Here is a 24,557-nt window from a genome sequence, read left to right as displayed (position 1 = left end):
TATTGAAGTTATTTTTTCTGGACCCCGTGGTCAGGCCACGGGGTGACAGTGAAAAACCCATGAACGCTCACATTGATCTATCTATCTCAGTAAATCATTTATGTTTACTTTAGCTCTAGTAGTTTTATCGACTTGTTTTACAATAACTACGCAATAAAGTCCAGGCTTACCGGCTTCCTTAGCAGGTAATACTCCTGGAACTACAACGGAATAAGCCGGAATTCTGCCGTAAATAATTTCACCTGTATCTCTGTATACTATTTTTGTAGAGCTACCGATAAACACCCCCATACTAATTACTGCTCCTTCCTCTACTATTACACCTTCTGCTATTTCCGATCTTGCACCGATAAAACAATTATCTTCAATGATAACAGGCTTTGCTTGCAACGGCTCAAGCACCCCACCTATTCCCGTACCGCCTGAAATATGGCAATTCTTGCCGATTTGAGCACATGAGCCAATAGTAGCCCATGTGTCAATCATTGTTCCCTCATCTATATAAGCACCTATATTAATGAAAGAAGGCATAATTACAACATTTTTAGCTATATAAGTACCGGTTCTAACAACAGCTCCGAACACTTTGCGTATAGCTGCTTCTTTGAATGTATTTTTATCAGTATCTGCAGAAAATTTAGGAGCAACTTTGTCATACCAACTATCATAATTGTTATTATAAAGTTGTGATTCCGTAGTGATAAAATATAGCAATATAGCTTTCTTTACCCATTCATTAACTTGCCAACTATTTTCTTTCTTTTCACAAACACGAATCATACCTTGATTTAAGCTTTCTATACTATCATTAAGAGTTTGCTTTAATGTTATAAGCTTTGAAGAATCTTGAAGAAGTTTGTCCTTCATTTGCCAAGCTTCTTCAATTTCTTTAATAAGAGAGGACATATCTTTTAACTGTTTTATTGCCAAAAATAATAAATGAGATTATCATGAAGTCAAACATAATAATTATAATTAACTATGTATATTACTTGCCCAAATTGCCAAACAAGATTTATTGTCACAATCAATCAAATAGGTATTAACGGACGACGAGTAAAATGTTCCAAATGTAGCCACTTGTGGTATCAGAAATTAGACTATAATACTAGTACATTAAATGATTTTAAAGATAAAGTAAACACGGGAACTATTAAAACTCCTATTAAAAATCATTACAATGCTAATGTGCCGGTTATTTTACCGTATATGCCTCCTAAGAAAAAATATAATATATTTCCAATATTATGGACTAGCTTTATAATTTTTTGTTTAGTGATATTACTAATAGATAGCTTTAAATTCTTAGGTAAATATGATCAATTAAAGATAGAAGAAATTAATTTAGGCAAATCTCATCATATAGGCGGTATGAAGATATTCTATAAATTATCTAATGAGTCTGATTATTTAATTTCCGATCCTATAATCAAAGTGAGAGTAATGGATACTAATAATCAAGCTTTAGATGAATATGTATCAATTACAAAACTACAAACAAAAATCCCTGCAAAACAAGCAATATATCTAGAAATGAATATTGAAGGGATCCCTATTACAGCAAAATATATTGATATTGCTATAGGTAATAGATTAGGACTTTTATTTAAGTGAGGACGTTGTTGCATAGACCGACAAAATCCACTGTCATCCTGTGGTTTAACCACGTGGTCCATCAAAACAATTAAAACACTATTGAGTATTGTACAAATGTTGCCGTTGACCTGAGTATAAAGGCAATTGATGTTATTCCCACGTAGGCGGGAATTCAGTAAAACATATACAAACTTGTTTTTATATGTTTATTTTTATTAAATATGTAACCTATATTCAGGTTGTCTTGTCCCTGCTTTTGCAGGAATGATATACTAAACGTTCATACAATAGAGAGTCAAGCCACACTATAACACATAACGCATTTTTCGCCCCACGCAACGATGCCATGTGGGAATGACATAGAAGCTATGCAACAACATCACTTAAAAATAAAATACCCATAAGCTTCGGCTTATGGGTATTACTAAAGATATAATAATTTTTTCGTGTATTAGGAAACACCACAACTTGAGCTATTAGTATCACTTGATACCATATTAACAATATCTGGAGCTTTAAATAATATAATGATTGCAGTAACTACCACTAAAGCTACTTCCCACTGCAATTTTCCTCTTAATGTTTGAATTCCCAGAACAATTATACCGACAACAGCTATACCTTTTGCAGTATTGCCTCTGAATACTTTAATTAACTTACATAATGCATCACCTACAGGATCGTCGACATTACCACTACCTAAGCTATCAAAAGCTACCATAATAATAGCCACGCTTAGAATAGTAAATAATATGCGTAATGATAGATTATAATCGATTAACTCTTCGTTTAATTTACGAATAGGAAAGTTCATATGTTTTACCTCAATAAAATAATTAGCATTTAAAAAATAATGTATAATTTATTTATATATAAATCAACTCCTAAATATATGCAATTTTAATTAATATGCAAAAATATTTTAAAAACACTTATTTTAAGTCACATTATAATCACATATAGTATAATTTAACTTCCAAATATATAAACAAATGTAAATAAAAATAACCAAACCACATCCACAAAATGCCAGTACCATGCAGCACATTCAAACCCTAAATGTCCATTACCTTCTGTAGTAAAATCTCCTCTTTTTGCTCTAAAGTAGCAAATTATTAGAAATATAGTACCTATAATTACATGAGCTCCATGCAAACCCGTGGCTAAATAAAAATTAGAAGCATATATACCATCTGTAAATTTAAACTCCGCATGATAATATTCATATGCCTGCATAGTTGTAAAAAATATTCCAAGCAATATGGTAAGAGCAAGTGCAGTTACACAATCTTTTTGATTTTTTTCTTCTAAGGCGTAGTGAGCCCAAGTAACGGTAGTGCCTGATAAGAGTAGTATTAAAGTATTGATAAAAGGAATATCAAACGGCTCAACAGTTTTAATTGTAGGTGGAGGCCACATGCCCTGCTTTACAACCCATACACCGTCTAAAAGACCTACGGGTGATAGACTTGATTTAAAAAAAGAAGCAAAAAATACACCAAAAAATACTATTTCCGTTAAGATAAATAACGCCATACCTATTTGTAAACCTTTTCTAACAGGACTAGTATGCTGATGTTCGACTATTCCTTCTTTCACTACATCTCTCCACCAAGAATATAAACAGTAACCTACTGAAATAATCCCTGCAGATAAAATATATATATTAAATTTGTAGCCATGCATACACGAGACGCCGCCTATAACCAAAAGAAGTAAAGCAAAAGATGTTAGGACGGGCCAAGGGCTTGGGTCTACTATATGGAATAAGTGCGATTTAGTAATAGAATATGAATTATTTAAAATTATCTTTTGACTCATATTGTTATTTTATATTTCCTAATTATCACCAATAACAAACTACAAAAGTAATCTGCTATTCTCGCATGAGTGAAAATAAATATAAATTATTATTGATGTAAAAGCAAATTCTAGAAGCAGATTATATAGAAAATATACCCCGTAACTCAGAATTACATTATTTATTATTAATGACAACTAAAATCTCTTGACTCTTTATATTATTCAACTAATATATAAGACCGCTAATAATGTTTAAGCACCATTGTTGCAAGACCAATCTGTCAAAACTTAATATTTAAGTTATGCCAGGGGTCTATTATTATAAGTGAGTAAAATCATGAAGTATAATGGAGGTTGTTGTTGTCTTACAGCAACGGAGCTTAAAACCCCTGGCACCTTTATTTATTAATTCTAGATTAGGTTTAGGCATAAATTAAATAAAGGAATTGCGAGTAGTATTAGCTATGTTTGATAAAAATAAAGATTTATTAATTCTAAAAAATACAAATGCAAAAAATAAAAAAAATTTAAAAAAGTTTTTCTTTTCATCACCATTTCTAATAATATTAATGTTTTTTTATTATCTTCTTAATGTCTTAGAAGTAAAATATTTCTAGATTTTTCAACTAATTAAGCTGTTAACTCTAAATTTTCTTACTTAAAAGTATAGAGATACGACAAATTATCTTCACTATTTTACTAGTTATTTCTGTAAATATTGCCTCAGTACTATCATTCATTATAGCAATATTTTTATGTGCAATTTCATCAAGTCGAAATTTAATAATATTATTTAATAATTCTGGCTCAACATTTTTATTTTCTAAATAATTTATTTGCTGTTCATAATGTTTTTCTATTACTTCTTCTACACTCTCGGTAATAAGCATCGCCGTTTTTATTCCCATCAAGGAAGATAAAGCACCAAGTAAAAATCCGTAATGATGCCAAAAAAATAATAAAAACGTGGGTCTTACTTCTTTTTCCAGTAATTTTTTTTCAAAATAATTTAAATGCACTTCTTCATGGTCAAGCATTTCTTTAATCAATATATGACCATTTTGAGATTTAATATATTTTAGCTGTCCTTGATAAATTCTTTTTGCACCATATTCCCCGGCATGATTAACTCTAATGATCTCGTGAATTTGTTTGTCAGGGTCAGAAAAATCAGGTCTAGGCATAATGTATACTCGTTTAATTTGAAAAATTGGCTACGTCATCTTAAGAGCTACGGTGCTCACGTATTAAGTATACGCTCCGCTCCTCGCCTTATAGTCTCCTTGCTCTTTTCCAAATTAAACTTCGTCTACTCTTCATTTACTTTGGAGTATACTTTGGAATAAATCGAAACTAGCAGGATTTAACTTATAATCCACTTCTGCCTGTTGTAGTACTTTTAAAGTCTTTAGACATTCAGTGAGGCTAAGACCGTTTGCTATCTTCGTAAAATCATTAATATACTGATAGAAAATCGGTGGTGATAATGATTTTATTGCGAGTTCCAAACGCTCACCGTTTTTTACTTTCGACAAAACTATATATAAATTTAAATAATGCCTTATTAATGCTCTAATAATTAAAACTTCATTGATATTTTGTTTTTTTAATATATCAAGCTCTTGCAGAAAATTACTATAATCTTTTTTTGAAAAATACATTGCTAAATCACTGCCGTTTGCCGTAATTTCGCTACTTATAACTTCTAGAACATCGTTTAAAGTAATTTCGCGTGCGTCGTGAACAAAATATATTAATTTATTTATTTCGCTACAAATTAAATCATGATCACCTTTTAAATGAGCTTTTAAATAAGTGATAGCTTCTTTACTTATAACTTTATTAGTTTTTTCTACTTTACCTAAAATAATTCGTTCAATTTTTGCTTCATCGTCATGATAACAAGCAACTGCCGCTAAATATTCTTCGGTTTCAAAAAACTTTCTAATGCTCCCACTAGAAATCATTTCTTCACCTATAAATACAGGAAAATTTATATAATCACTGCTTAGAATTGTTTTTAAATTCTTATCGATTGAATTCCCAACTGATCTAATTTTAATTAATTCTTTTTGACCAAAAAAATTAGACGAATTAAGTAATATTTCTAAAGATGAAATATTAAGATCTGCGTATTCTATAGAAGTTTGTAGCATATTTAAGCTTTTTACTAAATGCTTACAAATTTTTTCTATATAACCTTTATCAGGACCATATAGTAAAAGAGCTCTAATCTTTCCGGATGTTATTAGTTCAAATAATCTACCTATTTGTGAAAAATAAAATTTCATAGCTTAACTATTTCCGTGTAAAATATAAAATTAATCTGCTACGAATTTCTTCTGCTGCTTGATATGCCAAGTCTATTCCTGTTGCATCTCTTTCAACATTTGTTGCATATGGTGTAAAAATAGCATTATATGACGTGTTTTGGTAAAACTGCTCTTCAATTAAAACCTTTTGGCTTTCTATATCAATTAATTTATATCTAACTAATTGATTAATATATTCCCTTAAAACATTGGAGTTTTTTTCAATAGTAGCAGGCATAGTTGTTGCGATAAGCTTTACTTTAAGCAGGTATTTTGCTTGTGCTTTCTGAGGTAAAATACTAGTTAAACGATGATAAAACTCAGCTCCTTCAATTGTTCGAATCGGTTCAACTTCAATAGCTTCTAAATCATTATTTCTACTGTATGTTTCACTATATACCGGTTTTAAATTACAACAATTACAACTGCTCATTAGAAAGAATATAATTATTACAAATAAAGAACGCATATATTAGATTAAGATTGTTTTTTTATATTAATAACAGTTTATTTCGATTTTGTGCAAGAAAATTATAATAATTAGCATTTATTAATATTTATAGTAATAACTTATGTTGACATTAATAAGTGAGGCTTGTATACTGCCGCTTCAAAAATTTTAAGGTATTATTAAATAGATGGTATTCAATAAACTTGTTCTAAGTATTCTAATACAAATACAAATAGCATTGGTAAAAATAAGAACATATTTTCCACTCCTAGAAAAAGAAAAAGTAACTTTAACAAAATATAGCTTAACAGCAAATATTGAAACACTCAAAGTAAATACAGATGAAGCTAAAACTGTAAAGACAGATGAAGCTAAAACTGTAAAGATTACAAAAGAGGATTTAGAAAAATCTTTTGAGTTATATGAAGAAAAATTGATAATATTAGCACAAAAACTATCATCACAAACATCAATTAGTTATGATGCTTATAACCCTCAAACAGAGTATCACCTATTGATAGGAGAAGATGGAAATATCCAGTGTATCCCTACTACTGAATTATAATTTTTTAAGCTTTAAATTTAATCGGTAAGTTTTACATACTTACCGTTTTTTATTAAAGAACTCTCTATATCTTCCTTGCAAATCTAATACTCTATGTTAAATTTACAAGGAAGATGCTTGTCCGATAATTTACAAATTTTTTATACAAGCTCCATTATTGTATGCTGATTTTTTCCGATTATAGACATATTATCTTCTAAATATTTCTTCTCTGCCAACCGTGCCATGGTTCTATATTAAGCCGGTCTATAATAATATATCTCGTTCACCATTTTGCAATATTTCTAATATTTCTTTACTAGTATTATAATATCATAGAGTAAGACCTGAAGCATCTTTGATCATTACTAAATAAGGATTTTTTGCTAATAAAGCTTTGATAATCTCTTTGTTAGCAATTCCTGTAACTACTGAATGTAACACTGTTGAAGCGTTATAGGTTAACACTGTTACGTATGTAGCTAATTCTAATATTTTTTCAACTAATGTTTGTTCTTTATCCTCAACCGCATCATGTAAGATATACTTATTATTTTTATCAAATAGAAATGCTTTTAGTTCATCTTCATCATTCTTGTCTATTAATACTTTGAATTTTCTTAATAAGCTTCTTTTTTAGAAACATCCCTCTCTATATCATCACCTGAACGTGGTGATGTTAGTGAATCCTGAGTATTAGATTTTTTGTAAAAAACTAAAAAAAAGATGTTTTTTGTTTTATCTACTGTAGGTATTTGTTCTTTAGTCATTAATTCTCCTAAATTTATTAATTATTTTAGGAGGAATTGTTAATTAGCTATGTTTCTTAGGTGGTGAGTAAGGGGCGTTTTTTCTGTCATTGCGAGGAAATTGCATAGCAATTGACGAAGCAATCTCAGGAGTTTGTTATTATTTCATGAGATTGCCACGCAGCCTAAGGCTGCTCGCAATGACGGTTTTAGTATGTATCCACGCAACAATGCTGTCTCGCTTTTGCAGGAATAACATAAAGAATATTTATCAATCCACACAAAAATAATGGTATGGACCTATCCTATATACAGAATGAGAAGCAGAAGCTAATCTTCTAGGATAGGAAATGAATCCTAAACAACAATAAGGAGGTCCATATGGAAGTTACCACAATTGGTATAGATATTGCAAAAAGAATTTTTCAAATTCACGGTGTAGATAAAAATGGTAAGACAATATTAAAGAAAAAATTAATGAGAGAGCAGGTTATAACTTTTATGGCTAATTTACCAAGAAGATGTCTAGTAGGCATGGAAGCTTGCGGTGGTTCTAGCTATTGGGCAAGAGAATTAACAAAATTAGGTCATAATGTAAAACTAATGGCTCCACAATTTGTTAAGCCTTATGTTAAAACTAATAAAAATGATCAAGCTTGATGCAGAAGCAATATGTGAGGCAGTAGCAAGACCTAATATGAGGTTTGTGCCTATCAAAACTGTAGAGCAACAAGATATTTTATTTATTCATAGGGTAAGACAGAGATTGGTAAAAAATCGTACAGCTCTTGCTAATGAGATCAGGGGATTATTACATGAATTTGGTTTTGTTATTCCGCAAGGAATCAATAAGATTATGACAAAATTAACCGAAATTTTAGATGAAGGGGATTTAAGTCAGCTAAGCTATCGAACGTTTAGTGAGTTAAAAGCAGAATTTCTAGAGAATGATAAAAAAATAAAAGAATTAAAACAAAGATTAAAAATTATAGCTAGCCAGTATAGTAATCACCAACAACTAATGACGATACCAGGTATAGATTTAATAACTGCTACAGCCTTAATAGCATCAATAGGTAATGCTAGTTGTTTTAAAAATGGCAGGCAATTATCAGCATGGCTAGGATTAGTGCCAAGGCAACATTCTAGTGGTGGCAAAGATAAGTTGCTTGGTATTAGTAAAAGAGGTGATATCTATTTACGCACTTTGTTGATTCAAGGAGCAAGAGCAGTACTGAATAGTAAGATAAGATTTACCACGGAAGAGCAAAAATCTAAAAAAGATTATAGCAAGTTTACCAAGTGGATGTTTAATTTATCTGAACGAAATGGGCATAATAAAACAACTGTTGCAGTAGCTAATAAACTAGCAAGAGTGGTGTTTACAGTACACAGTTCAGGTAATGATTATACTGAGAGTAAAGTTTGTAGCTAAAGAATTGGTACAAATAGTTGACGAGATAATATTATAGGTAAGTAGAAATTTAATAGATTCTAATCCGGAATATGCGAAAGAATGATAATATTGATGGTAAATAAGACGAACCTTAGCTTACAAAAAAACTGAACTGGACAATGACTCTTTAGAAGTCGACAAAATGATAAGTAATATAGTTTGTAAGCCAGCGAATTCCATCAGGGCTATAGGGTAAATTTAAAGTGATTTATTAACTATAAGCCGGATACATGACTGCATTCGATTTTTTTGCTGTTATATATTATTTTTTTCTTGCATTATCGGGTAGGTCCATACATGACCTAGTTGGCGAACTACTCTGAGCTAATTTGCAATTCTCCTAAAATATAAGATTATAAATTTAAGAATAATAACACAACAAACCAAGTTGAATTATATATTACTTCATTGATGAAGAATTGTTAATTTATCACAATGTCATTAGTTACTGAAGTTTTATATTTTCCATATCCCAATCATGAGAAATAGTATTATACTTTAATATAGAAGGCTTAGTATCTATAGAATCTAGAGTTACATCAGCAATCATATCATCATGCGACGAGATAAGTTCATTATAACCGAAATTAGCATAATAAGGTTGATAATTTCTAAATCTAACCGTTATAAACTTCTCTTTAGTAATAGCCGGTAAGAATTTCACCAAATCATCAAGATTACTTAAAGCTAAATCTTTCATCTCAAAAATTTGCAATCTGTAAACATTTTTATAATCTTTAGTAAAAAACGTTGGTATAGAGCTAAAACTACTACCGGATTGAACGGAAGCTATACTTAGAGCTTTAAGCGGAATACCTGATTTATGACTAAAATAATCATCGGCTTCAAAAAATACTGCACCGCCGAAATTTATCATTTTAGCGATTTTATTATTGTTCACATCATATAAATCTACTGCTTGTTCTAGCTTTTTTCCTTCACGAAATATAGTCAGTTTAATAGCTATTCCTTTGAAATTATCCATTTCTCTATCAAATAATGCTAGATTGCCGCCGAGTTCCTTATCATTAACTGCCCAAATAATATCACCGGCTTTTAAAGATTTTGCAGCAGGTGATCCGGCTAGAACTGTCTGAACGCTTATCACTCTATTTCTACTATCAGGAAATTTCTTTATATATTTATCCATTTCTTCTTTAGGGAAATTGTGATGTCTAACTGCTTTATTTAAAGAATATAACTCACTTATTATTCCTATATGTTTTCTGCCTGGTTGTTTATTATTCTTTAAACTTTCTAAAGTGCGAACTACATAATCACCGTGCAGCGCTAGAGAATGAGTTTTACCGCCACCATATAATACTCCTATAGCCTCAATCTTATCGTTTAATACCGGTGAACCGCTAGCACCTCCTGTAGTATTTAAATTAATAACATAAGTACATTGCGGCATTAAACCTGCAATATTATAAAGATCGGACAAATAACCGGTATGGAAAGAAAAACCTTGTGCTTCTGTGTTACCGACTACAAAAACTTTTTGATTTAATTTTGGAAGTTCGCTTGCAAAAGATATTTGCGTTGCTGATGCCGGTATATCTTTACTCTCTACTTTTAAAACGGCATAATCTTGCCAAATATCGTAATAGATAAGTTTTGCTTCTGCCTGCTCACCGTTATAAAAAGTAACAAAATAAGTTCCGATAGACGCACCGCCGACAACATGAGTATTAGTAATTATATAACCATTGTTCTTATCGTTGATAAATCCCGTTCCAGTCCAACTACTTGTATCGTCATATGCCGATACGGCAATTCTAGTATCGATCGTTACGATTGCTTTCTTTGCTTTTTCAAATATAATAGTGCTTGTTTCGCTAGATGCTAAAACTATATTATTTAGGAATACTAAATTAATAATAAATAAAAGTTTTAGTAAAATCGGTAGTTTTTTCATTGTCACCTCTTGTAAAATCATTTAAACCACACTATATCAAATTAAAAGTTATAATAAAACAAAAAAAGAAAACGAGGAATCTTATGGGAAAAGTAATAGGTATCGACCTTGGGACTACCAATTCTTGTGTTGCGGTCATGGAAGGTAAAGAACCAAAGGTAATAGAAAATGCAGAAGGTGAAAGAACTACGCCGTCAATAATAGCTTTTGCAAACGGCGAAAAATTAGTCGGGCAATCTGCTAAGAGGCAAGCAGTAACTAACCCTCGCAATACTATATATGCGGTAAAGCGATTAATCGGTAGAAATTTTATCGATCCTATGGTTAGGAAAGACCAAGGTATTGTACCGTATAATATAGTTAAAGCCGATAACGGGGATGCATGGGTCGAAGCGGATAATAATAAATATTCACCAAGTCAAATTAGTGCATTCATTTTACAAAAAATGAAAGAAACTGCTGAGAATTATTTAGGGGACAAAGTAACACAAGCAGTAATTACCGTACCTGCTTATTTTAATGATGCACAGCGTCAAGCAACGAAAGATGCCGGTAAAATAGCAGGTCTTGAGGTCCTTAGAATAATCAACGAGCCGACTGCTGCAGCTCTTGCTTACGGTTTCGAGAAATCGGCAAGTAAAACTATTGCAGTATACGATCTTGGCGGCGGAACATTCGATGTTTCAATTCTTGAGATCGCTGACGGTGTTTTTGAAGTGAAATCAACAAACGGCGATACATTCCTTGGTGGTGAAGATTTCGATACAAGAATATTAAACCATTTAATAGATGTATTCAAAAAAGAAAACGGTATAGATTTAAGTAAAGATCCTTTAGCACTTCAACGTTTGAAAGAAGCCGCAGAAAAAGCTAAGAAAGAGCTATCTTCTGCAGTAACTACCGATATTAATTTACCTTATATTACGGCTGATAGTAGCGGTCCAAAACACTTAAATATTAAATTTACTAGAGCTGAACTAGAAAAATTAGTAGATGATTTAATTGAAAAAACAATTGAGCCTTGCCGTAAAGCATTACAGGATGCAGGTTTTAAAGCTTCTGATATTCAAGAAGTAGTATTAGTAGGCGGTATGACTAGAATGCCGAAAGTACAAGAAGCCGTAAAAAAAATCTTCGGACGTGAGCCGCATAAAGGCGTAAATCCCGATGAGGTTGTAGCTCTCGGTGCTGCTATTCAAGGCGGAGTACTTAATAAAGAAGTAACGGATATATTATTATTAGACGTTACACCTCTATCCCTTGGCATTGAAACTCTTGGCGGCGTATTTACAAGATTAATCGATCGTAATACTACTATACCTACTAAGAAAAGTCAGGTATTCTCAACTGCTGATGATAACCAGCATGCCGTAACTATTAGAGTATTCCAAGGTGAACGTGAAATGGCAAAAGATAATAAATTACTTGGTCAGTTTAATCTCGAAGGTATACCTCCTGCACCAAGAGGTTTGCCGCAAATAGAAGTAACGTTTGACATTGATGCTAACGGAATAGTGCATGTTTCAGCTAAAGATAAAGCAAGCGGTAAAGAGCAGAAAGTAACTATTCAAGCTTCCGGTGGTCTTAGCGATGCGGAAATTGAACAAATGGTTAAAGATGCCGAACAAAATGCTGATGAAGACAAAAAGCGTAAGGAACTTATTGAAGCAAAAAATGCTGCCGATAGTTTAGTTTATTCTACTGAAAAAACTCTTACAGAATATGGCAATAAATTATCATCAGACGATAAAGGAGCTGTTGAAGCAGCACTAGCCGCTTTAAAAGCCGTGCTTGAGTCGGAAGATGCTGCTTTGATTAAAGAAAAGACCGAAAGTTTAACTGCAGCTAGCATGAAAATCGGTGAAGCGATGTATAAAGCACAAAGCGAGAGCCAACCTGCTGAAGAAAGTGCCGCTAATGATGAAAAAATAGTAGATGCCGACTTTCAAGATGTAGAGAAGAAGTAGAAGTAATGTCGTCATTGCGATCAGCTATAGGCTGTGTGGCAATCTCGTAAATATCCTGAGATTGCTTCATCAAATTACTATGTAATGTTCCTCGTAATGATGTTACAATCTCATTTTATAAATTAAATTATGTCACAAAATTATTACCAAATACTAGGGGTTAGTAAAACAGCTAGCCAAGCTGACCTTAAAAAAGCCTACCTCAAGCTAGCCAAGCAATATCACCCTGATACTACTGATGCTAAAGATGCTGAAAAGAAATTTAAAGAAATCAATGCAGCTTATGATGTTCTAAAAGATGAGCAAAAAAGAGCTGCTTATGACCGTTTGGGACACGATGCTTTTCAAAATCAACAATCACGAGGGGGAGGAGGAAATCATGGCGGTTTTCACCCCGATATTAACGACATATTCGGTGACTTCTTTAGCGACTTTATGGGAGGCAGCAGAAGATCATCACGCCCAACTTCAGCTAAAGTTAGAGGCTCAGATTTAAAATATAATCTGACAATTAACCTAGAGGAAGCATTTCACGGTATAGAAAAAAATATTAGCTTTTCTAGCGCAGTAAAATGCGATACTTGTCACGGTAGCGGTTCTGAAAAAGGTGAAACCGTAACTACTTGCGATGCTTGCAGCGGTGTTGGAGTGACTAGAATGCAGCAAGGATTCTTTACGATCGAACAAGCTTGTCATAAATGCCAAGGTAACGGACACATTATAAAAAAGCCTTGCAAGAAATGTCATGGCATGGGACGTTACCATAAACAACGAAATTTATCGGTAAATATTCCTGCCGGTGTTGAAAACGGTACTAGAATAAGACATACCGGAGAAGGGGAAGCAGGTATTAGAGGCGGTAATAGCGGTGATTTATACGTTGATATAGCAATAAAACCACATGATATTTATAAAGTAGATGGAGCACATCTACATTGTAAACTACCTATTAGTTTTGTGAATGCTGCTCTTGGAGGAGAGATAGAAGTACCGGTAATTGAAGGCGGAAAAGTAAAATTAACAATTCCTGCAGGCACACAAAACGGTGATCAATTAAGGCTACGTAACAAAGGTATGTCTAAAATGAGATCAACTATTAGGGGTGATATGCTTACGCATATGCATGTCGAAGTACCTAAAAATTTATCTAAAAGACAACGTGAATTACTAGAAGAATTCAAAAAAGAATCCATAAATGAAAAAGAAAATGACGGCAGCTTTTTTAATAAAATGAAAAGTCTGTGGTCGTAAATTTTATTTACCTTTCCTATAGAAATGAAACCTCCACTCCAATATTATAAAATTTTATAATAATTATTTGCATAATATTACCGGAGGTTTTTATGCCTTATAAAAATAATAACAATTTACCTGATTCAGTTAAAAATCATCTTCCGAGCCATGCTAAGGATATTTATCGCGAAGCTTTTAATCATGCATTTGAACAATATAAGGATGCCCGATAAAAGACGTGGAAATGACTCTAGAGAGACAGTTGCACATAAAGTAGCATGGTCCGGCCGTAGAAAACAAATACCATAAAAATGATAAAGGACATTGGGTAGCGAAATAAGTCCAAGAATATAGACCTATTCAGAAACTCTACTTCTAGGGGTAGGTAATTTGTAAGTCGATCCGGTACTCGAATCCTCACGTACAAAAGTGTACGCTGCGGTTCTGCGTTCTGTGTCTCCTTCAAATTCCTCCCTATAAACGAGTTTCTGAATAGGTCTAATTTATAAGTTTGTGAGATTTTAAATTGAATCCTTGAAATTCTGTAAACCTATATGTATATTTAGTTATTAACTGAATTTAAGTTCTTATGAAATTAACAAAATTATTGAGTACCCTTTTAGTTATAGGGTTAGTTTTAGGCGGGTGCACAAACAAAAAAAACAGTGATGACATAGTAGTCCCTATGCCTACCCTTTATAATGAAGGTATTACCTTATTGGAAAAGAAAAAATATAAGAAAGCTGCAGAAGAATTCGGAAGAGTATTTTACCAGCATCCAGGTAATGAAATGACGCCGCAAGCCGAATTGATGCAGGCTTATTCTTTATTTCTCGCCGCTCAATATGAAGAAGCGGTTGATGTGCTTGATATGTTCATTAATTTGCACCCTGCAAATGTTGACATTGCTTATGCATATTACCTTAAAGCATTATCATATTATATGTTAATTTCAGACGTAAATCATGATCAATCTAGAACTTTCCTAGCTAAAGATAGTTTTGAAGACGTAATAGCAAAATTCCCAAATACTAAATATGCTATTGATTCATCTTTAAAAATTGACCTAGTAAACGATCATTTAGCAGGTAAAGAGATGATGGTAGGTCGGTTTTACTTAAAGAAAAAGAATCCGATGGCAGCTATAAATAGATTTGAAGAGGTAATTGATAATTATCAAACTACTTCTCACTCGGTAGAAGCTCTTTACCGTTTAGCCGAGAGTTATATGATGCTCGGACTTCCGGATGAAGCAAAAAAATATGCCTCAGTGCTAGGGTACAACTATCCTGATAGTCAATGGTATAGTTATGCGTACAGGCTAGTTCAGAACCACCAAAATTAAGCAGCATATGTTCTGCAGTCTCTCAGTTAAAAACTTCATTCTAATAGACGAGCTGGAAATTGAGTTTAATAAAGGTTTATGTGTTATTACCGGTGAAACGGGAGCCGGTAAATCTATTTTACTTGATGCTATTTTATTTTGCTTAGGTTATAAAACTTCAAATAATATAATAAAGCGTGGAAAAGATTACGCTGTTGTTAATATAATATTCTCTTTAAATGAAGAAATAAAAAATTTTCTGATTCAAAATTTGATTGAACCTGAAGAGTTATTGTTTGTAAAGTGTCTGCAAAAAGCCGAAGGACGAAAAAATTTTTTCATTAATAATCAAGTGGTTACTAAAGCTCTTATGCAGCAATTAGCTACTTATTTATTCGAGCTTCATGGACAAAATAATAATATTTCTCTTCTAGAAGCAAATACGCAGCGTGATATTTTAGATAGTTATGGAAATCTTTTGGACTTTCGAGCGGAGCTTTCCAAATGCTATCAGACTTGGCAAAATACTCGGAAAGAAATGGCCGAAATAACACTTAAGCAAAATGCTATAGAAGAAGAAATTGATTATTTGAGCTTTGCAACGGAAGAATTAACTAAACTGAACATTCAAACAGGTGAAGAAAAAAAATTAGCAAATCTACGAAAAGATTTGCAAAATAAAGATAAGGATTTACAGCTAATAAAAGATATTCTAGAACAGATTAATAACCCTGAAATAAATACATCGATTAATAGAGCAGAGAAATTATTAGCAAGGCAAGGCAACAATGAGCGTTTTGAAGCTATCGTTACAAGTTTAGAGGAAGCCTATAATAATCTAGAAGAAGCACGCCAAGAATTATCAAATCTGTTAGATAGTTTTAATTATGAGGAATATAATCTTGAAGAAACAGAAGAAAGATTATTTTTAATAAAAGCTATTAGCCGTAAATATAATGTTCCTGCTGATGAGTTAGGTGTATTTTTAGATAAATCTTTAGAGCAGCTCAGTATATTAAAAAACAAAATAGCAAATAGTAATGAGTTAAAAGCTCAAGAAGTACTACTGCAGAAAAAATATTATGAACTAGCGAGTAATTTATCTGCAAAGCGTCTTATTGTTGCAAAACATCTAGAAGAATCGTTGCATCAGGAGCTAAAGCAGCTTAAAATGGCGAAAGCAATTTTTGAGATTGAGATAAATGCTAAAGAACCAACAGCCGACGGTAATGACGATATTGTGTTTAAAGCGTCTACTAACCCGGGAACGGCAGCTGCAGCAATTAATAAAATCGCTTCCGGCGGTGAATTATCAAGATTCATGTTAGCTTTAAAAACTTCTTTGTTTGATAAAATGGTAAAACCATCTATTATATTTGATGAAATAGATGTCGGGATTGGCGGAGAGGTCGCAGATAAAGTAGGTGAGCGATTAAAAAAACTTAGTAGCGTTACTCAAGTAATAGTTATTACGCACCAGCCGCAAGTAGCAGGTAAAGCGGATTTGCATATAAAAATCGAGAAAACACAGCTAGAGAAAGAAACGAAAGTAACGGTAAAAGCTTTAAATTTAGCTGAAAGACAGGAGGAACTCGCCCGCATGATTTCAGGTAAAACAATCACCAAAGCAAGTTTAAAAGCAGCAAAGGAGTTGTTGCATTTGTAATAGGCACTAGCGGTACGGTTTTTATGTCATTCCTGCGAAAGCGGGAATGACATAATAGGGAACATATGAACAACAACTACACAAAATTAGAAAACGAATTTGCAACCATCTCACATTTTAATAATATCTTGAGCATATTATACTGGGATGTTGCCGTAAATATGCCTATGGGTTCAGGTGAGAATACGTTTAACTACTAGGTATGATAAAGATAATTTCATAAGCGGTTTAATGGGAATTATTCACGAAACAGGACATGCTTTATTATGAGCAGAATCTACCAGAAATGTATAAAGGGCAGCCGGTTGGGCTTGCTAAAGGTATGGCCTTCCATGAAAGCCAATCTTTATTTATGGAAATGCAAGTAGGTAGATCAAGAGAATTTACCGAATTTTTAGCTAAATTACTTAGAAACGAATTTGCTTTTAAAAGCGAAGAATATTCAGCGACCAGTTTATATAGAAAAATTACAAGAGTTACGCCTGATTTTATAAGAGTAGATGCAGATGAAGTAACCTATCCGATGCATGTAATATTACGTTTTGAGATAGAGGAAATGCTTATCAATGGCGACTTGAATCTCGATGAGTTACCAAGCTGTTGGGATAGTAAGATGCAGGAATATTTAGGCGTTAAACCGATAAGTTTTAGTAACGGCTGGCTTCAAGATATTCATTGGTCACACGGAAATTTCGGTTACTTTCTCGCCTATACAAACGGTGCAATTATCGCATCAATGGTGATGAAAAAAGTAAAAGAGATGCATTCAAATATAAAAGATGATATATTAAAGGGTGATTTTAGTAATCTAAATAAGAATTTTAGAAATCTCGGTTCGTAAAAAAATTCAGCCGATTTATTAAAAAGTGCTAGCGGTGAGGAAAAAATTAGCCCTGAGGTGTATATAAGATATTTAGAAGGGAAGTATTTATAGTAATAAAATCGTTATTGCGAGGAAATTGCATAGCAATTGACGAAGCAATCTCGGGAGAATTGCTGAGATTGCCACGCTCCTTGCAGTCGCTCGCAATGACGATTAGGTATCTTCGCAATGACAGCTTATGACAAAAACTAAACAATACAAACAATAATATGGAAGAAAACTTAAAAAAAACAGGTTATTTATTTGGCGGGAATGCTGTTTTTGTTGAAGAGCTATATAAGCAATATCTAGCCAACCCTGCCTCGGTTGATCAAACTTGGCAAGAATTTTTTGCCGGCATTAAGGATAATAATACTTTACTCAATAAAAGTACTGCAAAAATAATTATCCCTGATGAAATACAAAAAGAATCGTTAAATAATAATTTATCTTCTGAAGACTTAAATAGTTTAAAAGCTAAGGAAATGATCAATGCTTATCGCAAGCATGCTCACTATTTAGCGAATCTTGATCCGCTTGGTCTTGAGCTACGTAAAACAAAAAATGATTTAAAGCTTAATATAGAAACTTTTGGTCTTGATAGCGGTCAGCTAGAAGAAAATATCAATATTACGGATGAATTTGTCGGTACTTGGAACTGTAAATTATCTGAATTAGTGACCAAGTTCGATAAAGTTTATACAGGTTCTATAGGTGTAGAGTTTGAGCAAATAGAAAATGTAGAAGGAAAAAACTGGTTATATAATAAGCTAGAAAGCGAAGTTACGTTTTCTTCTGAAGACAAAAAAACTATCTTAAATGATTTAGTAGAAGTAGAAGGGTTTGAGCAGTATTTACATACAAAATTTCCCGGAGCTAAGCGTTTTTCCGTTGAGGGTGGTGATGCTTCTATAGTTGCTATGAGTAAAGCTATAGATTTATCCATGCATCAGGGCGTCTCAGAAATCGTTATCGGTATGGCACATCGAGGGAGATTAAACACTCTAACTAAAGTAGTAGGTAAGCCATATAAAGCCGTTATTGCGGGCTTCATAAGCGGCAGCATATTTCCTGATGAGCTAAATGTTTCAGGCGATGTAAAATACCATTTAGGCTATTCGTCCGATAGAACTCTAGAGGATAAGAAAATACACTTGTCGCTAGCCTATAACCCTTCACATTTAGAAGCGGTCAATCCTATAGTTGCAGGAAAAGTAAGAGCAAAGCAAGATATTCTTGGAGATACTAAACGCAGCAAAGTCAAAGCTATTTTAGTGCATGGCGATGCTGCTTTTTGCGGTCAGGGCGTGGTTGCCGAGAGTCTATCAATGTCACCTTTAGCTGCTTATGATATCGGCGGGATATTGCATTTCGTCATTAATAATCAGTTAGGTTTTACGGCTAATGCTGCAGATACTAGAGCTAGTAGATATTCTACGGAGTTTGCTAAAATCATAGCTGCCCCGATTTTACACGTTAACGGTGACGATATAGAAGCAGTGTTAAAAGCCACCAATATTGCGGTAGAATACAGGCAGAAATTCGGTAAGGATGTTGTAGTAGAAATTATTTGTTACCGTAAATACGGGCATAATGAGTGCGATGAGCCGATGTATACTCAAGGCAAGATGTATAACATTATTAAAAACAAACTGACCCCTGGAAATATTTACGCAAATGAGTTAGTAAAAAGCGGTGTAATCGACAATAATTATTTTGCTAAGTTAAAAGAAGAATTTAAAGCAAAACTAGATAAGGAATATGAGCAGGCAAAAAGTTATAAGCAAGAAGCACATTTCTTAGGCGGATTATGGCAAGGTATTTCTCGTACTCGTACACAAGCTACAATAACGGGTATCAGTAAAAAAACATTACACGATTTAGGAACTAAACTATGCGAAATACCGAAAGATTTTGCCGTTAATCCAAAACTTGTAAAACTATTTGAAGCTCGAAAAGCCACTCTAACAGCTGATCAACCTATTGATTGGGCGACGGCAGAGCAACTAGCTTTTGCAAGCTTGCTTGTTTCAGGCACAAATATAAGGCTAACCGGACAAGATTCGGGACGCGGTACTTTCTCGCATCGTCATTCAGTGTTGCACAACCAAATTGATGATACTACCTATATACCTCTAAATAATTTATCTAAAGAACAAGCAAAATACGAGGTAGCCGATAGTAATTTATCTGAATATGCGGTGCTTGGTTTTGAGTATGGTTATTCACTCGCAAACCCAAAAAATTTAGTTTTATGGGAAGCACAATTCGGTGATTTTGCTAATGGAGCTCAGATTATTTTTGACCAGTTTATTTCAAGCAGCGAAACTAAATGGCTTCGTATGAGCGGGCTTGTGGTTTTGTTACCTCATGCATTTGAGGGACAAGGACCGGAGCATAGTTCGGCAAGACTTGAGAGGTTCTTACAACTGGCGGCTGAGAATAATATGTATGTTACATACCCTACTACCCCTGCTTCGATTTTCCATCTGCTACGTCGCCAAATACTTGATGATACCCGTAAACCGTTAATCGTAATGTCGCCGAAATCATTATTACGTCATAAATATGCCGTATCTAAACTTGACGAGCTAGGTGAAAATACTACTTTCTTACCGGTTTTAGATGAAGTAACTAAAGTAGATACAAACAATATTACTAAAGTAATTTTATGCAGCGGTAAGGTATATTACGATCTATTTGAAATGCGTGGCAATAATAGTAATATAGCGATTATTAGGCTTGAGCAATTATACCCTTTTGAAAAAAAACTTGTAGCATCGCTATTAAAAAAATATAATAGGACGCAGGAATTTATTTGGTGTCAGGAAGAACCAAAGAATATGGGAACTTGGTGTTATATAGTTTCTCACTTAAACGATGCTTTAAAAGAAGCAGGAATTAATAATGAATTTAAATATGTAGGTAGAGAGGAATCAGCCTCTCCGGCAGTAGGTTCGCTGCAAGCACATAATAAACAGCAAGAGAAGCTATTAAGGGCAGCATTGGGAATATGATTCTTAGAGTATTGCCTAATAATCGTCATTGCGAACGACTAAAAGGAGCGTGGCAATCTCAGGAATTTGCCTGAGATTGCTTCGTCGACGCTTATAGCGTCTTCTCGCAATGACGATAAAACTATACAGGGCGATGCTATACAAATATAGGAGTAAAATAAATTATGAGCGTTAAAATTATAGTACCGTCACTTGGGGAGTCCGTAACGGAAGCAACTATTGCCAAATGGTATAAGCAAGAAGGCGATTCGGTTAAAACCGATGAATTACTGTTAGAAATCGAAACCGAAAAAGTGACTTTAGAAGTGAATGCTCCTTGCAACGGTACTATAGGTAAAATATCGAAAACTGACAGTGCAAATGTAGCAGTTGGCGAAGAAATAGGCGAAATAAATGAAGGGGCAGCTGCAAATACTGCCGGTACTCATCATAATGAATCTGCTAAAGCTCAAGCAGCGACGCAACCTACTTCAGAAAAGCCTGTAGAAAAACCTGCCGTGGCTAATAATACTCTTGCTCCTTCTGTACAAAAATTAGTTACCGAAAATAAGCTTGACCCCAATAATATCAAAGGAACAGGTAGAGACGGTAGAATTACCAAAGGTGACGTGCTTGAAACAATAAACACTACGGCTACTTCTGCTCCTGCAATAAGTAAATCTAATGAAGAAAGAGTGCAGCGTGTTCGTATGTCACGCTTGCGTAAAACTATTGCACAGCGTTTAAAAGATTCACAAAATACAGCAGCTATTTTGACTACTTTTAATGAAATCGATATGTCAAAAGTAATTGCTTTGCGTAATCAATATAAAGAAGAGTTTGAGAAAAAGCACGCTGTGAAACTTGGGTTTATGTCTTTCTTTGTTAAAGCAACAATTGAAGCTTTAAAGCTTATTCCGTCGGTAAATGCTGAAATAGACGGCGATGATTTAGTATATAAAAATTACTATGATATAGGTGTAGCTGTCGGAACAGAGCAAGGGCTTGTTGTACCGATTGTTAGGGATGCCGATAAAATGGGATTTGCCGAAGTGGAGAAAGCTATAGGAATTTTGGCTAAAAAAGCTCGTGAGGGTAAGCTTTCTATGGCTGATTTGTCAGGTGGGACATTCTCGATTTCTAACGGAGGCGTATATGGCTCATTATTATCTACACCGATTATTAATCCTCCTCAATCAGGTATTCTAGGCTTACATAAAACCGAGGAAAGAGCTGTAGTTATAGACGGTAAAATTGAAATACGTCCGATGATGTATATAGCTTTATCTTACGATCATCGTATAATTGACGGGAAAGAAGGAGTATCGTTCTTAGTAAAAATTAAGCAGCTTATTGAGAATCCTGAAAAGTTATTGTTAGATTTGTAAAAAATTGTCATTGCGAGCAGCCGTAGGCTGCGTGGCAATCTCATGAAATAATAACCAAACTCCTGAGATTGCTTCGTCAATTGCTATGCAATTTCCTCGCAATGACGTGGTCCCGTTTTTACTCTTTGAAAAAAAGTAAAATCATTCAAAGAAAGGAAGTATATAATAATGATAAAATGTACTCGTCGTATTGAGTTCGATGCAGGACATAGAATTATAGAACATCAAAATAAATGTCAATTCCTGCACGGTCATCGCTATGTTCTTGAGATCACTATAGCCGCAAACCAAACCGATAAACTTGGTATGGTAATCGATTTTGGTTTAATTAAGGATTTAGCTAAAAAATGGATTGATGAAAATTTTGATCATAGCTTAATCCTACATCAAGACGATAAGGAAATGGGGCAGCAAATAGAAAATTGTACCGGTCAAAAAATATATTACATGCAAAATAACCCGACTGCAGAAAATATAGCGACACATTTAAAGAATGAAATTTTTCCTAAACTTTTCGTAAGTCAAAACTTCTTCGTAACGAGCCTCAAACTATATGAAACACCGAATTGTTTTGTTGAGGTTTAGGCATGCAAGATTGCTGTTTAATTTTAACTACTACTAATGATTTACAAATTGCCGAGAAAATAGCATCTGTTTTGTTAGAATTAAATCTTACTGCCTGCATTCAAATTGACGATGTCAAAAGTTACTTTAGATGGGATGGTAGAGTAACTTTAGCAACTGAATATAGACTTGTAATTAAAACAAAATCTTCTAATTATAACGAAATTGAAAATAAACTCCTTGAAATTCATAATTATGAATTACCGCAAATAATAAAAATAAATATTGACTATGGCTTTCAAAAGTACTTAGAATGGATTGACCAAAATAATAAATAAATTTATAGTTGAGCAAATTTAAAAATTAAGTAAGTAAATTATGAAATTATGGCAAAAAGTTACCTTAGGGTTAATCTTAGGTATTATATTTGGTATATACTTACCACAATATGTTAATTATATTAAACCTATCGGTGACATTTTCTTACGTTTGATAAAAATGATCATTACCCCTGTAATTTTCTTCAGTTTGGTTTCCGGTATCACTAGTATGAATGATAATTCTGCCCTTGGTAGAGTAGGAATGAAAGCGGTAGCCGCTTTTTTAGGTACTACTTTTTTTGCCACGGTTTTTGGACTCACTGTTGCCTTAGTATTAAAGCCAGGAGTCGGCATACATATAGATTTCACCTCTTCAGGAACAACAAGCAGAACTGCATTTAATATAATTGATTTTTTTGTAAATATCGTCCCTGATAATGCTGTTGGGGCTTTTGCAAACGGTGATGTCTTACAAGTTGTATTTTTTGCTATTTTTGTTGGAATTACCTTAAACAAAATGAAATCTATCGGTGAACCTATTACTGATTTAATTCATGTAATGTCAAAATTAATATTAAAAATGATATCGTTTGTTATTCAATTATCCCCTTACGGTGCTTTTGCTTTAACAGGCTGGATTGTAGGTATGCAGGGAGTTGAGGTAATGATTAGTTTATCGAAACTTGTTGTAGCGGTAGTTGTGGCGATGACATTCCAATATTTAGTTTTTGGCTTACTTATATGTGTATTCTGTCGTGTTTCACCTATACCTTTTTATAAGAAAAGTTTTGAGTATCAGATACTTGCTTTTTCTACTTCAAGTAGTAAGGCGACTCTTGCAACTACTATGCAAGTTTGTCGTGAAAAGCTTGGCATTTCAGAGTCTAGTACTTCGTTCGTACTTCCGATAGGTGCGTCAATTAATATGGACGGCTTTGCTATAAATTTATCTCTTACCACCATATTTTTTGCTCAGATGATGGGAGTAACGCTTGCTCCTCACGACTATTTAGTAATTATTCTCACCTCAACACTTGGATCTATCGGTGGTGCCGGTATTCCCGGTGCCTCTTTGATAATGCTTCCTATGGTTCTTTCTTCGGTTCACTTACCTATAGAGGGAGTAGCAATTATTGCTGGTATTGACCGAATACTTGATATGCTACGTACTACTATCAATATTACCGGCGATGCAACAATTACTATGATTATAGATAACAGCGAAGATACTTTAGATAAGGAAGTATATTTATCTTAATGATTCTAATAAAGTAGCGGCAATATTCCCAAAAGAAAAAATATCTGAAATAGTACATCCTATACTTTGCATAGAAGATGCTCATATTAATACTATAGGTATTTTTTTTCATAATAATATTTTTGAAGAAGGGGATTATCTCATCATTGC

22 protein-coding genes and 3 pseudogenes are annotated in these 24,557 nt (G+C 33.5%); 15 read left to right on the top strand and 10 right to left on the bottom strand.

All coding sequences use genetic code 11. From position 1 onward, the window contains the following. Positions 1 to 81: 81 nt before the first annotated feature. The gene (dapD, locus tag RMA_RS01340; RefSeq protein WP_041404532.1) at positions 82 to 906 is read right to left on the bottom strand and encodes a 2,3,4,5-tetrahydropyridine-2,6-dicarboxylate N-succinyltransferase; all 825 of its coding nucleotides are present in this window, start codon (positions 904 to 906) and stop codon (positions 82 to 84) included. Between the two features lie 75 nt (positions 907 to 981). Here dapD and RMA_RS01335 point away from each other — a divergent pair, with 75 nt between their 5' ends. Beyond that, complete coding sequence (locus tag RMA_RS01335) at positions 982 to 1,614, top strand: MJ0042-type zinc finger domain-containing protein (protein WP_012152512.1); 633 nt, start codon at positions 982 to 984, stop codon at positions 1,612 to 1,614. A 433-nt stretch (positions 1,615 to 2,047) separates the two neighbouring features. Here the strand turns inward: RMA_RS01335 and RMA_RS01330 are convergent, their stop codons facing one another. The 5 genes from RMA_RS01330 to RMA_RS01310 form a co-directional block, all read right to left on the bottom strand. After that, positions 2,048 to 2,410 (bottom strand): TrbC/VirB2 family protein, encoded by a 363-nt coding sequence (locus RMA_RS01330; RefSeq protein ID WP_041404531.1) that lies wholly within the window; start codon positions 2,408 to 2,410, stop codon positions 2,048 to 2,050. A gap of 155 nt (positions 2,411 to 2,565) precedes the next feature. Beyond that, positions 2,566 to 3,417 carry a cytochrome c oxidase subunit 3 gene (locus RMA_RS01325; protein ID WP_012152510.1) on the bottom strand — a complete coding sequence of 284 codons (852 nt, stop codon included), beginning with the start codon at positions 3,415 to 3,417 and terminating at the stop codon, positions 2,566 to 2,568. Between the two features lie 626 nt (positions 3,418 to 4,043). Continuing rightward, complete coding sequence (locus tag RMA_RS01320; protein WP_041404530.1) at positions 4,044 to 4,583, bottom strand: demethoxyubiquinone hydroxylase family protein; 540 nt, start codon at positions 4,581 to 4,583, stop codon at positions 4,044 to 4,046. A 132-nt stretch (positions 4,584 to 4,715) separates the two neighbouring features. Then, positions 4,716 to 5,690: a DNA polymerase III subunit delta gene (holA, locus tag RMA_RS01315; RefSeq protein ID WP_012152508.1), complete on the bottom strand. Its 975-nt coding sequence runs from the start codon at positions 5,688 to 5,690 to the stop codon at positions 4,716 to 4,718. Positions 5,691 to 5,697: 7 nt separating this feature from the next. Next, positions 5,698 to 6,180, bottom strand: a complete 483-nt coding sequence (locus RMA_RS01310; RefSeq protein WP_012152507.1) for a hypothetical protein — start codon at positions 6,178 to 6,180, stop codon at positions 5,698 to 5,700. Positions 6,181 to 6,349: 169 nt separating this feature from the next. Between RMA_RS01310 and RMA_RS01305 the strand changes: the two genes are divergently transcribed. Continuing rightward, the gene (locus RMA_RS01305) at positions 6,350 to 6,727 is read left to right on the top strand and encodes a hypothetical protein (RefSeq protein WP_012152506.1); all 378 of its coding nucleotides are present in this window, start codon (positions 6,350 to 6,352) and stop codon (positions 6,725 to 6,727) included. 140 nt (positions 6,728 to 6,867) lie between these two features. Here the strand turns inward: RMA_RS01305 and RMA_RS11880 are convergent. Both RMA_RS11880 and RMA_RS09755 read right to left on the bottom strand, forming a co-directional pair. After that, positions 6,868 to 7,150: pseudogene (locus tag RMA_RS11880) on the bottom strand (hypothetical protein). A gap of 176 nt (positions 7,151 to 7,326) precedes the next feature. Continuing rightward, positions 7,327 to 7,476: a hypothetical protein gene (locus RMA_RS09755; RefSeq protein ID WP_187145895.1), complete on the bottom strand. Its 150-nt coding sequence runs from the start codon at positions 7,474 to 7,476 to the stop codon at positions 7,327 to 7,329. Between the two features lie 360 nt (positions 7,477 to 7,836). On the opposite strand from RMA_RS09755, the pseudogene RMA_RS01295 reads away from it, so the two are divergent. Next, positions 7,837 to 8,890, top strand: a pseudogene (locus tag RMA_RS01295) (IS110 family transposase). A gap of 466 nt (positions 8,891 to 9,356) precedes the next feature. Here RMA_RS01295 and RMA_RS01290 read toward each other — a convergent pair. After that, on the bottom strand, positions 9,357 to 10,850 hold the full coding sequence (locus tag RMA_RS01290; RefSeq protein WP_012152505.1) for a S1C family serine protease: 1,494 nt from the start codon (positions 10,848 to 10,850) through the stop codon (positions 9,357 to 9,359). 62 nt (positions 10,851 to 10,912) lie between these two features. Here RMA_RS01290 and dnaK point away from each other — a divergent pair, with 62 nt between their 5' ends. The 3 genes from dnaK (at position 10,913) to RMA_RS10525 (ending at position 14,262) form a co-directional block, all read left to right on the top strand. After that, positions 10,913 to 12,796, top strand: a complete 1,884-nt coding sequence (dnaK, locus tag RMA_RS01285; protein WP_014408273.1) for a molecular chaperone DnaK — start codon at positions 10,913 to 10,915, stop codon at positions 12,794 to 12,796. Positions 12,797 to 12,925: 129 nt separating this feature from the next. After that, positions 12,926 to 14,047 (top strand): molecular chaperone DnaJ, encoded by a 1,122-nt coding sequence (gene dnaJ, locus RMA_RS01280; RefSeq protein ID WP_041404529.1) that lies wholly within the window; start codon positions 12,926 to 12,928, stop codon positions 14,045 to 14,047. 92 nt (positions 14,048 to 14,139) lie between these two features. After that, positions 14,140 to 14,262: a ChaB family protein gene (locus tag RMA_RS10525; RefSeq protein WP_014408271.1), complete on the top strand. Its 123-nt coding sequence runs from the start codon at positions 14,140 to 14,142 to the stop codon at positions 14,260 to 14,262. A 123-nt stretch (positions 14,263 to 14,385) separates the two neighbouring features. Here RMA_RS10525 and RMA_RS07960 read toward each other — a convergent pair whose 3' ends face one another. Further along, positions 14,386 to 14,532 carry a palindromic element RPE1 domain-containing protein gene (locus RMA_RS07960; protein ID WP_081427915.1) on the bottom strand — a complete coding sequence of 49 codons (147 nt, stop codon included), beginning with the start codon at positions 14,530 to 14,532 and terminating at the stop codon, positions 14,386 to 14,388. An 86-nt stretch (positions 14,533 to 14,618) separates the two neighbouring features. Here RMA_RS07960 and RMA_RS01270 point away from each other — a divergent pair, with 86 nt between their 5' ends. The 9 genes and pseudogenes from RMA_RS01270 to RMA_RS01235 all read left to right on the top strand — a co-directional run bounded on the left by RMA_RS01270 (position 14,619) and on the right by RMA_RS01235 (position 24,407). Beyond that, complete coding sequence (locus tag RMA_RS01270) at positions 14,619 to 15,374, top strand: outer membrane protein assembly factor BamD (protein WP_012152502.1); 756 nt, start codon at positions 14,619 to 14,621, stop codon at positions 15,372 to 15,374. Between the two features lie 7 nt (positions 15,375 to 15,381). After that, positions 15,382 to 17,019: a DNA repair protein RecN gene (gene recN, locus RMA_RS01265; RefSeq protein WP_041404528.1), complete on the top strand. Its 1,638-nt coding sequence runs from the start codon at positions 15,382 to 15,384 to the stop codon at positions 17,017 to 17,019. Positions 17,020 to 17,084: 65 nt separating this feature from the next. Beyond that, positions 17,085 to 17,219 carry a hypothetical protein gene (locus RMA_RS12185; protein WP_410526295.1) on the top strand — a complete coding sequence of 45 codons (135 nt, stop codon included), beginning with the start codon at positions 17,085 to 17,087 and terminating at the stop codon, positions 17,217 to 17,219. Beyond that, positions 17,203 to 17,953 (top strand): annotated as a pseudogene (locus RMA_RS01260) (carboxypeptidase M32); the annotation flags it as partial. The gene RMA_RS12185 and the pseudogene RMA_RS01260, both read left to right, overlap by 17 nt. 158 nt (positions 17,954 to 18,111) lie before the next feature. Next, on the top strand, positions 18,112 to 20,898 hold the full coding sequence (locus RMA_RS01255; RefSeq protein WP_012152500.1) for a 2-oxoglutarate dehydrogenase E1 component: 2,787 nt from the start codon (positions 18,112 to 18,114) through the stop codon (positions 20,896 to 20,898). Between the two features lie 164 nt (positions 20,899 to 21,062). Next, a complete protein-coding gene (odhB, locus tag RMA_RS01250; protein WP_041404527.1) occupies positions 21,063 to 22,265 on the top strand; it encodes a 2-oxoglutarate dehydrogenase complex dihydrolipoyllysine-residue succinyltransferase in 1,203 nt (400 codons plus the stop codon). Between the two features lie 168 nt (positions 22,266 to 22,433). After that, positions 22,434 to 22,850: a 6-pyruvoyl trahydropterin synthase family protein gene (locus RMA_RS01245; RefSeq protein ID WP_041404526.1), complete on the top strand. Its 417-nt coding sequence runs from the start codon at positions 22,434 to 22,436 to the stop codon at positions 22,848 to 22,850. Positions 22,851 to 22,852: 2 nt separating this feature from the next. Then, complete coding sequence (cutA, locus tag RMA_RS01240) at positions 22,853 to 23,167, top strand: divalent-cation tolerance protein CutA (RefSeq protein WP_012152497.1); 315 nt, start codon at positions 22,853 to 22,855, stop codon at positions 23,165 to 23,167. Between the two features lie 40 nt (positions 23,168 to 23,207). After that, positions 23,208 to 24,407, top strand: a complete 1,200-nt coding sequence (locus RMA_RS01235; RefSeq protein WP_041404525.1) for a dicarboxylate/amino acid:cation symporter — start codon at positions 23,208 to 23,210, stop codon at positions 24,405 to 24,407. Positions 24,408 to 24,557 lie beyond the last annotated feature (150 nt).

Origin of the sequence: Rickettsia massiliae MTU5 (assembly GCF_000016625.1) — a bacterium.
Taxonomy (GTDB): Bacteria; Pseudomonadota; Alphaproteobacteria; order Rickettsiales; family Rickettsiaceae; genus Rickettsia; species Rickettsia rickettsii.
Note: the sequence above shows the minus strand (reverse complement) of the source record. Positions and strands in the feature narration are given on the sequence as shown.